We start from the raw sequence: 11,882 nt of genomic DNA on the forward strand, positions 1-11,882 counted from the left end.
TGCTGGCGCTTGACAGCTTCTGGTGCTTGATTACTTCTGCAGCTTTGCGATGGCCTCACCGAACTCCGACACGTCTTCAAAGGCGCGGTAAACGGAGGCAAAGCGGATATAGGCCACCTTGTCGAGCTCAATCAGGCTTTCCATCATCAGGTTGCCAATCATTTCGCTTGGCACTTCCCGCTCGCCGGTGGCGCGCAGGGTCGATTTAATCTTGTTCATCGCCTGCTCTATCTGATCGATGGAAACAGGACGTTTTTCAACGGCTTTGAGCATACCACTGCGCAGCTTTTCTTCATCAAAGGGCTGACGGGTGCCATCACGCTTAATCACCCTTGGCATGACCAGCTCAGCACCTTCAAAGGTGGTGAAACGTTCATGGCATTCGGTGCATTCGCGGCGGCGACGAACCTGATGGCCTTCGCCCACCAGTCGGGAGTCAATCACCTTGGTGTCGGTTGCGTTGCAAAAAGGACAATGCATTAAGCCTCCTCAATTCCGCTCTGGGGAAAATGGCTTCGCCGGCGCAAAAAAATGGCCGCTGAAGCAGCGGCCATGAGTGTAACCTATTTATCGCTTAAACAGTTAGCCGTAAACAGGGAAACGGCTGCACAGTGCCAGCACCTGATCTTTCACACGGGCAATCACGCTTTCATCTTTGGCGTTGTCCAGTACGTCACAGATCCAGCGAGTCAGCTCACGGGCTTCGGCTTCTTTAAAGCCGCGGCGGGTGATGGCTGGGGTACCGATACGGATACCGGAGGTGATAAATGGCGAACGTGGGTCGTTTGGCACTGAGTTTTTGTTCACAGTGATGTTGGCAGCCCCCAGCGCGGCATCGGCTTCTTTACCGGTCAGCTCACGGCCAATCAGATCAACCAGCATCAGGTGGTTGTCGGTGCCGCCGGAAACGATTTTGTAACCGCGCTCGAGGAACACTTCCACCATGGCTTTGGCGTTGGCCACAACCTGCTGCTGATACACCTTGAACTCAGGCTCCAGCGCTTCTTTGAAGGCTACCGCTTTACCGGCGATAACGTGCATCAGCGGGCCGCCCTGACCACCTGGGAATACAGCTGAGTTCAGCTTCTTGTACAGGTCTTCGTCGTTGGCAGCAGACAGGATGATACCGCCACGTGGACCGGCCAGGGTCTTGTGGGTGGTAGAAGTGACAACGTGGGCGTGTGGAACCGGGTTTGGATACACACCGGCGGCTACGAGGCCAGCCACGTGGGCCATGTCCACAAACAGGTAAGCGCCAATCTTGTCGGCGATTTCACGCATGCGGGCCCAGTCAACGATGCCTGAGTAAGCGGAGAAACCGCCAATCATCATCTTTGGCTTGTGCTCAAGCGCCAGACGCTCCATTTCGTCGTAGTCAATCTTACCGGTTTCATCGATACCGTAAGGAATGATGTTGTACAGCTTGCCGGAGAAGTTAACCGGTGAGCCGTGGGTCAGGTGACCACCGTGGGCCAGGTTCATGCCCAGTACAGTGTCACCTGGCTTGAGCAGGGTCATGTACACGGCGCTGTTGGCCTGAGAGCCGGAGTGTGGCTGTACGTTGGCAAAAGTGGCGCCGAACAGTTCTTTGGCGCGCTCGATGGCCAGGCTTTCCACGATGTCGACATATTCGCAACCACCGTAGTAACGCTTACCTGGATAACCTTCGGCGTACTTGTTGGTCAGCTGTGAGCCCTGAGCCTGCATCACGCGGGGTGAGGTATAGTTTTCAGAAGCGATGAGCTCAATGTGCTCTTCCTGACGACGGGTTTCGTCTTCAATCGCCTTGAACAGCTCTGGATCATAGTCGGCAATATTCATGGTCTTCTTCAGCATTGGTCACTCCAGCTGGCAAATCTTATAGGTAGGGTTGCGCGGTATTCTACTCTGCAATCTGCCACAAGCCCAGCCGCAATATCATGAAAATCCGTCGCACAGCCAATGACAGTGTTTCATGTTGAAAACAAGTCATCCCCAGCCTTTTACCGGGCACATCTGGAGAATGGCGCCCCGAATTGATAAACTTCGGCCAATTTTATGTGTGCAGATACGTGCATGCGTGCAAGTCACACTTCCGCTCACAAAACACGCCCAAATATAGAGAGACGCCATGGCTCAGTTCGTTTACAGCATGCTCAGGGTTGGCAAAATTGTGCCGCCCAAGAAGCAAATCCTTAAAGACATCTCCCTAAGCTTCTTCCCCGGCGCCAAAATCGGTGTGCTGGGTCTGAACGGCTCGGGTAAATCCACCTTGCTGCGCATCATGGCCGGTATCGACACCGAAATCGAAGGTGAAGCCCGCCCAATGCCAGGTCTCAAGATTGGCTACCTGCCACAGGAGCCACAACTTGACCCGAATCAAACCGTGCGTGAAGCCATTGAAGAAGCCGTTGGCGATGCCAAGCGCGCCCTGACCCGCCTCGATGAAGTGTACGCCGCCTATGCCGATCCGGACGCCGACTTCGATGCGCTGGCCAAGGAGCAAGGTGAACTCGAAGCCATTATTCAGGCACAGGACGCCCATAACCTCGACAACATCCTCGAGCGCGCCGCCAATGCGCTGCGTCTGCCAGACTGGGATGCCAAGATTGAAGTGCTGTCGGGTGGTGAGCGCCGCCGTGTGGCCATCTGCCGCCTGCTGCTCGAAAAACCTGAAATGCTGCTCCTTGACGAACCTACCAACCACCTGGACGCCGAGTCTGTGGCCTGGCTTGAGCACTTCCTGCAGGAATACTCAGGCACTGTTGTGGCCATTACCCACGACCGTTACTTCCTCGACAACGCCGCCGGTTGGATTCTGGAACTCGACCGCGGCGAAGGTATCCCATGGCAGGGCAACTACTCGAGCTGGCTTGAGCAGAAAGACGCCCGTCTGAAGCAGGAAGCCGCCACCGAGAGCGCCCGTCAGAAGACCATCGCCAAGGAACTTGAGTGGGTGCGTCAGGGTGCCAAGGGCCGTCAGTCCAAGGGCAAGGCGCGCATGAACCGCTTTGAAGAGCTCAACAGCAACGATTACCAGCGCCGCAACGAGACCAACGAGCTGTTCATTCCGCCCGGACCGCGTCTTGGCGACAAGGTTATCGAAGTGCGTAACCTCACCAAGAGCTACGGTGACCGCGTCCTTATCGACAACCTGTCCTTCAGCGTGCCCAAGGGCGCCATTGTCGGCATCATCGGTGCCAACGGTGCCGGTAAATCGACCCTGTTCCGTATGCTGAGCGGCGCAGAACAGCCAGACAGCGGTGAAATCGAAGTAGGCGAAACCGTGAAACTGGCGTCGGTTGAGCAGTTCCGCGACTCGATGAACAACAAGGCCACCATTTGGGAAGAAATTTCCGGCGGTCAGGACATCATGCGCATCAACAACCTGGAAATCCCAAGCCGCGCCTACGTGGGCCGCTTTAACTTCCGCGGCGCCGATCAGCAAAAGATCATCGGTACTCTCTCGGGTGGTGAGCGCAACCGTGTGCATCTGGCCAAGCTGCTGCAGGCCGGCGGCAACGTGCTCTTGCTCGACGAACCGACCAACGATCTGGACGTGGAAACCCTGCGTGCTCTCGAAGAAGCGCTGCTGGAATTCCCCGGCTGCGCCATGGTGATTTCGCACGACCGTTGGTTCCTCGACCGTATCTGTACCCACATCCTCGACTATCGCGATGAGGGTCAGGTGAACTTCTACGAAGGTAACTACACCGAGTACTCTACCTGGCTGAAGAACACCTACGGCACAGATGTGGTTGAGCCGCACCGCCTCAAGTACAAGCGCATGACCAAATAAGCCATCGCGCACCGCTAAAAAAGGAGACCCTGGGTCTCCTTTTTTATTTCTTTCAGATTCAATTAATTAACCATTTGTCTTTGCCATCGTTTTTATCTCTTTTCTTTCTCTATCCCCTGCCCGCGCGTTTAAGGCACAGTTATAATCGGCGCAAATCAGATCCCTGATACTGACAATAAGAGGTAGGGTGTGAATCGTATTTCCAATCGGCCGCGCTGGGCGGGCAAACTTATCGCCGTGGCAGGCCTGTCGCTTGCCTTGGCCGCAACCGCCAATGAAGCTACAAAAAGCAATGGCCAAGACAATGCCAAGGACTATGCCACAGACGCTGCGCCGTCCCACGCCAGCGAAGTGTTTCACGATGGCCCCTATGTGTTTGATAACCAAAGCGGCGGCGCAGATGCGCTGTGGATTTGTGCCCGAACCCTGATCAAAACCGCTGCCGAAGGCCAGCTTAAGCGTCCGGAGAATTGCGGCGAGCTGCCCCAGCCGCTGCTGCACGCCCCCTACGCCACCGACGCAGACAGTTTCAGCAAGGTGCGCCATGTGGTGGCGCTGAGCGACGTGCACGGCCAGTTTGATGTGCTGGTTAAACTGCTGCGCGCCCACAAGGTCATTGATGACAATAACCGTTGGGCGCTGGGTGATGCCCATCTGGTAATGACCGGCGATATGTTCGACCGCGGCCATCAAATCAACGAAGTGCTGTGGCTCATGTATGAGCTCGATAAACAGGCGCGCGACGCCGGCGGCATGCTGCATCTTCTGATGGGCAACCACGAACAGATGGTGCTGCAGGGTGATTTGCGCTACATCAACGAGCGCTACAAAACCTCTAGCGAACTGATTGGCCGCAGTTACGATGCCCTTTATGACCGCGACACCGAAATCGGCAAATGGCTGCGAAGCAAACACACCATAGTCAAAATCAATGACATGCTGTTTATGCATGGCGGCATAAGCCCTGACTGGCTGGAAAAAGATCTCAGCATCAGTAAAGCCAACGATCTGTACCGTAAGCATATCGACGATGAGCGCGACGCCCTGAAAGCCGATCCGCTGCTGAGCTTCCTGTTTTTCAAAGGCGGCCCGACCTGGTATCGCGGCTACTTTAAAGGCGAACTCAGCGAGAGCCAGATTGATGCGCTGCTCAAACACTTTGGCGTGAACCACATAGTGGTTGGCCACACCTCCCAGGAGCGGGTGCTTGGGCTTTACAACAACCGCATCATCGCCATCGACTCCTCCATCAAAAATGGCAAATCAGGCGAGCTGCTGTGGGTCGAAGATGGCAAGCTTGAGCGCGGCCATTACGATGGAAAGCGGGAACCGCTGGTGAGCGAAAAAGCCCTGCCGCCGTACTGATAAGTTCCCATCTCCTGCCACCAAGGGGCTGCATGCCGATGAAAGGCGCAGCCTACGGTGGAGTTGCTATTAAGGGCGCCATTGTTATTAAGGGGATAAGGGCGGCTATACTCAGAAGAATCCCGGGCCTGAACCTTCAATCATGCCGTTGAAAATTCTGCTGATACTGCTCCTTATCCTGCCTGCCTTCGTCCGCGCCGACGCGGGGCGCACCCTGCAATTGGTCGCCACCGAACTGCCTCCTTTTTACGGCGAAAGCCTAAGCGGCCACGGTCCGGTGGCTGAGCTCGTGCTTGAAGCCCTGTCCCGCCGCGGCTATAAGACCGAGCTGCATTTTTACCCTTTTATCCGCGCCACCGCACTGGTGAAGGCTGGCAAAGCCGACGCCATCATTGGCTTATGGTATCGGCCGGAGCGTGAGCAATGGGCCGAATATTCACAGCCGCTGCAAAAGGTCGAGATTGGATTTCTGGCAAGAAAAGAGTCGGCGCTTAACTACAGCGCGCTCAGTGAGCTTAAGCAAAAGCTTATCGGCATCAGCCGCGGCTATGCCAATCCACAGGCCATCGCCGCAAATGGCCTGCATACCGAAGAAGCCGACTCCGACGAAACCAACCTCAGGAAACTGCACCTTAAACGGCTCGATTTAATCGTCATAAGCCGCCATGTGGGCGCATTTCTTATCAAGCGCGGACCGGAAGATTATCAGGGGCAATTTGAGTTTGTGGGGGAAGTGCTGGCAACCGAGCAGTTTCATCTTGGCGTATCACGGGCGCTTGCTGACCACGAGGCCCTAACCCGCGACTTCAACGGTGCCATCGACGAGATGCGCCGCGATGGCTCCATGGCCGCCATATTGTCGAAACTGAGCACTGAGCCTGACTAAGCCTTCACTGAAAAACCTGATGATACAAACGTCTTGCCAGCGAATGACACAAAAAACCGACCATCCGTAAAAAACACGCGCCCTCAGCGGGCGCGGCTGGCATCAAGCTCACGGGCACGGCCGAGGCTGAACTCGCTCTCATCCGGTACACACTCATACACCTTACCGGCATAAACCTGAATGCCTTTGGCAGCCATGGCCGAGTTATTGAGCGGGCTACCCGGCAGCGTGCGCATGTTTTTCACCGTATCGGCCACGCCCCAGGTAAAAGCATAAATCCCCTCCCCCACATTGGTGTCGATAAAGCACTTAAAGGTGCCCTGCGCCGGCATCGCGTCCCCCAGCCCCTGATACTGCACCTGCTGCGGCTGGTATTCGCTCTGGGCAAAAGCGGGGGGCAGCAAGATGGCACCAAGGCTTAGGAGCAGGGTTAAGGTATTAATTTGCATAGTAATAAATCTTCTCAGTGTTCATGCCGCCACCAATACACTTTTCATCGCCCGGCGGACAACCGTCGCAGTGCTCGTTGTTATCCTCGCAGCGGGTTTTAATCATCAGCTCCGGCGCCTTGCCGATACCAATCAGGTACATGGCATCAGTGCCCGGTACCACAAGCTGCGGCGTATCCGGCACACTCTCGCCCATCTCAATATACGTACTGGTGTATGAACGAATACCCCTATGTAAATCAAAACCATAGAGGTAACCTTTGCCCGGCACCAAACACTGGTTTGACGCAGCCGAACCCGCCTGCCCCGGCACATAGGAGGTAAAAAACACCCGCCCCTTGACGATGGATGCGGCCGAGAGTGACTTTTCGCCGCTGCGGCCAAAGTTGTAATACCAGCCACGTTTGCGGCCAAAGGCTACGTTTTGCACCTTGGTCACAGGCGGCGCTGACGTCACATCGTACAGATCGGTTATCCTGAGCGGCGCCGGCGGCACCCTGTCACTGTTTGAGCCATCGTAAGAGCGCACGCCGATGTTTCTGTCCTGAAGGGTAAAGAACATATCTTCCCGCTGCAGATCCTGCGGCGCCGGACGAATGCCGCTGCCCACCACCACCGCATCATAAGGCACCAGTTGGGTAGTAGTGACTGTGCTGGTGTTGCCATTTTCCGTGGTGCTGTACTCGACTGTACTGTTAAGCGCCGTCTGCGCCACTACGGGGCCGGCAAAGAAGCGCCTGTCGGTTGCAACTGTATTGCCGCCGAGCGCCGCAAACTTAAAGGCGCTCCAACGGTTATTGTTGTCGCTTGGCGAGGCGCCGGGCATATCCATCCGCCACACGTTACCGCCGGTATCGGTGGCATAAATGCGGTCGGTCAGGCCGTCGTTGTTGCCATCCAGAATCGCCACCTCGTTGGGAATGCTGTCCTGAATGCCGGGCATCACCGTCATGTTACCGCTGCTGTTTGGCCCGAAGCTGTGAATAAGCTCGCCGCTGGCGGCATTGACCACAAACACGCCCCGGCCGAGGGTGTCGCGGGCACCCACTGTGGTGATGTCCTTGTTTGCCGGCGAATAACCGGCACCAAAAATCAGCACTGGTGTGGTGTCATACCCGGGGATAAAGGTCACCACCGGCTTGGCCCAGCTTTGCCCCATCAAGTCCATCCCCGGACTGCTGGCATCGATGCGCCACATAAAGCGCGGAGAGTCGGGGTTGGTAATATCCAGCGCATAATAGGCACTGCCGCCGCGGCGAAGCCCGAAAAACAGCCAGGCGCGCTCGACACCGTTTGTGCCGCTCTTCACCCAGGCCACCGGCGAGCCATCGACGCCGTATACCGAATGCAGCCCCGAGGGCAGATTGTCCCTGAGGGTGGCAAGCTTGGGCAGCATTTCCCATGGCAGATACGCCCAGGATTCGCTCACCGCATTGCCCTCATCCTTGAACATATGCAGCATGCCGTGGTTGGTGCCCACTATCACCCGGATATCTGGGCTGGACTCGCTGCCAAAGTTAATCGCCAGCGGTTTGGAGTGCAGCGGATCGCCCATCACGTCCTGACGCATCTCGCTGCGATCGCCATCGTCATCGTCATCATCGACATCCTGACCTCGGGCCCAACCAATCAGGTTACTGACCTCGCCCTGGGCGACTCCCAGCATGCTGGCAAGTGCCGCATCGCTACCGGCCTTGGTGCTGGCAGCCTGTACCGTAAGCGGCGCAAGGCCATTCAAGTCAGAGTAGATCACCCGATTTCGGGCATTCATGCGCTGCAACATGCCGGCGGCGCCGCCGCGGCGTACATCGTTGCCGTCGCCCTGGGCGCATTCCGTCTGGGTGCTCCAGTGAGAACAGGCGCTTTTCTTGATGTTGCCGTCGCTGTCAATCACGCTCTGCTGCTGGGAATCAACAATGTCGCCATCGGCTGTCACCTTGAATTTCTTCAGGTTGCCACTCCAGCGCGGACCACGGTTTGGCAAAAACATCGAGTAGTAAACCGAATCGTAGGTCTGAATACGGTTAAAGTTGTTGCTGGCCACCGAAGGGGCGGTGAAGCTGGCATTCTTCTCGAGGATATTCTGGAACACCTGCATCAGCGATTTTTGCAGGTCATCCACATCGGTCGCATCGTAATATTTACCGCCGCCTTTCTCGGCGGTGAAGCGCAGCAAACCGGCAGCGGCGGCTGCGCCCTCACTGAACCCAATGGTGTAGGTCGACACACTCTGGGTGCCGGCCATATTTGGATTCACATCGTGGCTGTTCATCCAGGACGACAGCGAACTTAGGTAGCTTGCCGGAGTGCGGGTATAGGCATCGACGCCACCGGTCAGTGACTGCACCAGGCCATTTGCGGCATCGTCACGGGTTGGCTCACCGTCGGTAACATAGACGATATAAGCGCGGTTCTGACATTGCTTAAACGGCGACTTGTACTGTGATTGGGCATTGATGGCGTCTGCATCCCGTGGCGGGCGGTGATTCGGATCATCGTCACCAAACCAGATTTCTGCGCCGGCAAAATAGCGGTACGCCTCGTACAGGGTTTCACACAGCGGCGTCCAGGTAGTGCCGGTCAACGGCTCAATGGTTTCAAGCAGGGCTTTTTTGGTGGACGCGTTGGTGTCTTTAATTCGGGCGATGATGCGCCCGCCGTTGTCGGCATTGCCATTGATGTTTCGGTTAAATACCGCGAGGCCAAAATCCACCCCGGGTGTGGTCAGCAGCACGTTGTTAACCGCTTCTCTCGCGATATCAATGCGCGAGCGGTTAACCTTGTGTTTGGCGCCGTGATACCAATAGAGGTATTCCTGGGTGTAGAGCGTGACCACTCGTCCGGTGCCAAAACCGGTTCTGAGCGCCTTGGCCATCGCCTGCTCTTTATCATTATTGTTGCTTGAACTGCTGACCTCGCTGTAAGGCTGCAGGTAACCGTTACGCGAACCCTGACCATCCACCGGCAATCCTTGATGGGTAACGCCGCGGTTGGAGTAATCCTTTTCCTGAATGTCCTCAAAGCAGTCAACAACGCGGATGGTACTGCCATCAAGGCGGGGGAACTCCTCCCAGGAGCCGGTCTGACCGGTGAAGGAGTAATGGCGCATAAAACCAGTAAAAATACCGTATTCCCTTAAGAAATCCGCAGACTTGTTACAGGCATTACGATCGTAGGTGAAATAGCGCTTCTCGTTACTGTCGCTCGGGTTGGGCGGCGCTTCACTTACATCCAGGGTGTAGTAAACACGCTCATTGCTGCCGACCTGCTCCTGCCTGTCTTTAAAGGACGGATTCACGTTATAGACAGTGGTGTCCATACTGCCGGAGTTATCAAAGATGATAAGCACCTGCGGCCGCTCGTTGCTGCGGCTGGATGACTCATAAACGTACAGGGAAGTGTCGTCGGCCTGCACCGGTTTGGGGGCAAGCGCGGCCACTGCCGCAAGCATCATGCCGAAGGAAGATGCCATGGCATGGTTAAGCCGGGCATTTTTTAACGGCTTGGCATTTTCAATCTGGCAAGACATCTGCGCTGCCGTGCGAGGCGTGACAAATTGCTTGGCAACATTTGCGACAAACTGTGTGAAAAAATCAACACTCATAACGATCTCAATACTTCCCGACGATTATTGCGTGCATCACCCACGCAAAAAGCAAAACCAAACGTCAGCAATTGAAACCAGATACCGGGCAATTAATTCCACATCACTCTGCCAAGCGGCACTATTTAACGATTTTCAACCGCCAAACCAACATGCGCACAGAGTGTCCAACAAAAGTACCATCCAAAACAAATTTTTATGAAATATATTTTATTTATCTATATTTTACAGATTGTTAGCCTGATACATTTCAACATTTACCGAATAACATCCAGATTATTTACTCAAATCAGCAAAACCACATATAAGCTTTTGAACCCCATAACACTGCAAATCGCCAAGGTTGTTGTTTGCCAAAGAGTTACAGTACAATGCCCGCTCAAATGGATGTGGTAAAAGGGATATTTCATGGTGTGGGGATTGCGGCTGTTCATTCTGTTTCAGGCACTACTGGCAACCTTGGCCATTGCCACTGAGGCGCCGTCCAGCATCCGCATTGCCGCCGAAGACAGCTGGCCACCCTTTGCCGATGCCGATGGTGACGGTCTGTCCCACCGGCTTATTCAAAAAGCGTTTGCATTGCAGGGCGTTAAGGTCGACACCCTGGTGGTGCCTTATAATCGCGGCCTTATCCTTACCGAACAGGGCAAAGTCAATGCCGTGTTCAACGTGGCCCGCCAGCAAAGCACCGAGAGCCGGTTTTTGTTTGGCCGCGAGCCGCTGTTTAAAACCACCGCTTCCTTTTATCAGCTTAAAAACCGTGAACGGGTCGCCGCCGATAAATGGTCGCTGCCACCGGGCACCCGGGTTGGCATTATCCGGGGTTATGAATACGGCGATGAATTTGACCGGCTGTCGAACATGGAGCTGCACATCCACGACAACCAATACCAGCTGCTAAATCTGCTTCTGACCCACAAGCTGGACATGGTGGTGATGTACGATGAAGTGGCTGAGCAGTTTTTAAGCCGCACCGGGGTGACAAACGAGGTGATGGCGGTATTCCCCAACCATACCAGCGAACTGTTTCTGGCCTTTAACAAAGAGGATAAAGACTCAGCTGCGCTTATCCGGGCACTGGATCTGGGGCTTGAACAGCTGCGCGAGCAAGGCGAATACCGCAAATTGTTAAGCGAAGCCGGGATAGCGGCGCAGCGCCATTGAGAATTTCTGCGCCGGCGATAAACTTAGCCGCCGACACACTTAGTCGCCTACACCCAAAGGTTGCGGCACATAAGCACAGTTTCCCCAGAACCATTGAATAAAGCGCCGGTTAGCCGGGACAGCGCCCGGAGTCGTCATGCCACAGCCTGAGTCATACCCTGAATTTGCCACTGCCACTGAGCACAGATTTTCAGTGCAGATCTACTACGAAGACACCGACTTTTCCGGTGTGGTCTACCATGCCAACTTTATCAAATACTTTGAGCGCGCCCGCGAGCATGTGATTGGCGCGGGCGTGCTGCGTCAGCTGTGGCAGGAGCAGGGAATAGGTTTTGCGGTGTACCGCTGCGATATGATCTGCAATGAAGGGGTCGAATTTGCCGATGTGGTTGAAGTGCGCAGCAAGGTGGTAATTGAGAGTAAATACCGCACCCTGTGGCAACAGGAGATCTGGCGTCAGGGCTCAAACCGCGCCGCCGTCACAGGTTATGTGGAGATGGTGAGCCTTAACAGCGCCAGACAGTTAACCCCTATGCCCCAGTCACTGATATCGCTGCTGAAAGCAAACTGACGTCGCGGGTATTACAGCAACAAGCCGACTAAGGGTTGGTGAGTTGCCGCCAGCCGCAGTCCGTC

At 55.3% G+C, this 11,882-nt stretch carries 9 protein-coding genes; 5 read left to right on the top strand and 4 right to left on the bottom strand.

Annotated elements, in window-relative coordinates; all coding sequences use genetic code 11:
- Positions 1–30 precede the first annotated feature (30 nt).
- Both nrdR and glyA read right to left on the bottom strand, forming a co-directional pair.
- Positions 31–480: a transcriptional regulator NrdR gene (nrdR, locus tag KJI95_RS02520; protein ID WP_214505585.1), complete on the bottom strand. Its 450-nt coding sequence runs from the start codon at positions 478–480 to the stop codon at positions 31–33.
- Positions 481–582: 102 nt separating this feature from the next.
- Complete coding sequence (glyA, locus tag KJI95_RS02525) at positions 583–1,836, bottom strand: serine hydroxymethyltransferase (RefSeq protein ID WP_214505586.1); 1,254 nt, start codon at positions 1,834–1,836, stop codon at positions 583–585.
- Between the two features lie 274 nt (positions 1,837–2,110).
- On the opposite strand from glyA, the gene ettA reads away from it, so the two are divergent.
- The 3 genes from ettA (at position 2,111) to KJI95_RS02540 (ending at position 6,029) form a co-directional block, all read left to right on the top strand.
- Positions 2,111–3,778, top strand: coding sequence for an energy-dependent translational throttle protein EttA (gene ettA / locus KJI95_RS02530; protein WP_214505587.1), 1,668 nt, complete (start codon positions 2,111–2,113; stop codon positions 3,776–3,778).
- A 351-nt stretch (positions 3,779–4,129) separates the two neighbouring features.
- The gene (locus tag KJI95_RS02535) at positions 4,130–5,143 is read left to right on the top strand and encodes a metallophosphoesterase (RefSeq protein WP_432653781.1); all 1,014 of its coding nucleotides are present in this window, start codon (positions 4,130–4,132) and stop codon (positions 5,141–5,143) included.
- Positions 5,144–5,285: 142 nt separating this feature from the next.
- Positions 5,286–6,029, top strand: coding sequence for a substrate-binding periplasmic protein (locus tag KJI95_RS02540; protein WP_250885538.1), 744 nt, complete (start codon positions 5,286–5,288; stop codon positions 6,027–6,029).
- Positions 6,030–6,112: 83 nt separating this feature from the next.
- Here KJI95_RS02540 and KJI95_RS02545 read toward each other — a convergent pair whose 3' ends face one another.
- Positions 6,113–6,478 (bottom strand): TapY2 family type IVa secretion system protein, encoded by a 366-nt coding sequence (locus KJI95_RS02545; RefSeq protein WP_214505589.1) that lies wholly within the window; start codon positions 6,476–6,478, stop codon positions 6,113–6,115.
- Complete coding sequence (locus tag KJI95_RS02550; RefSeq protein ID WP_250885540.1) at positions 6,468–10,007, bottom strand: pilus assembly protein; 3,540 nt, start codon at positions 10,005–10,007, stop codon at positions 6,468–6,470. Before KJI95_RS02550 ends, KJI95_RS02545 begins: the two co-directional genes overlap by 11 nt.
- A 495-nt stretch (positions 10,008–10,502) precedes the next feature.
- Between KJI95_RS02550 and KJI95_RS02555 the strand changes: the two genes are divergently transcribed.
- Together KJI95_RS02555 and KJI95_RS02560 are read left to right on the top strand one after the other, a co-directional pair.
- Positions 10,503–11,246: a substrate-binding periplasmic protein gene (locus tag KJI95_RS02555; protein ID WP_214505590.1), complete on the top strand. Its 744-nt coding sequence runs from the start codon at positions 10,503–10,505 to the stop codon at positions 11,244–11,246.
- 136 nt (positions 11,247–11,382) lie between these two features.
- Positions 11,383–11,817, top strand: coding sequence for a thioesterase family protein (locus KJI95_RS02560; protein ID WP_214505591.1), 435 nt, complete (start codon positions 11,383–11,385; stop codon positions 11,815–11,817).
- The last annotated feature ends 65 nt before the right edge of the window (positions 11,818–11,882 follow it).

Origin of the sequence: Shewanella jiangmenensis (assembly GCF_018596335.1) — a bacterium.
Classification (GTDB): Bacteria; Pseudomonadota; Gammaproteobacteria; order Enterobacterales; family Shewanellaceae; genus Shewanella; species Shewanella jiangmenensis.

What these genes read in the sequence shown, in the direction of transcription:
- glyA (WP_214505586.1), bottom strand. Translation starts at nt 1,836, where the DNA reads ATGCTGAAGAAGACCATGAATATTGCCGACTATGATCCAGAGCTGTTC.
- KJI95_RS02545 (WP_214505589.1), bottom strand. Translation starts at nt 6,478, where the DNA reads ATGCAAATTAATACCTTAACCCTGCTCCTAAGCCTTGGTGCCATCTTG.
- KJI95_RS02540 (WP_250885538.1), top strand. Translation starts at nt 5,286, where the DNA reads ATGCCGTTGAAAATTCTGCTGATACTGCTCCTTATCCTGCCTGCCTTC.
- nrdR (WP_214505585.1), bottom strand. Translation starts at nt 480, where the DNA reads ATGCATTGTCCTTTTTGCAACGCAACCGACACCAAGGTGATTGACTCC.
- KJI95_RS02550 (WP_250885540.1), bottom strand. Translation starts at nt 10,007, where the DNA reads ATGTCTTGCCAGATTGAAAATGCCAAGCCGTTAAAAAATGCCCGGCTT.
- ettA (WP_214505587.1), top strand. Translation starts at nt 2,111, where the DNA reads ATGGCTCAGTTCGTTTACAGCATGCTCAGGGTTGGCAAAATTGTGCCG.
- KJI95_RS02560 (WP_214505591.1), top strand. Translation starts at nt 11,383, where the DNA reads ATGCCACAGCCTGAGTCATACCCTGAATTTGCCACTGCCACTGAGCAC.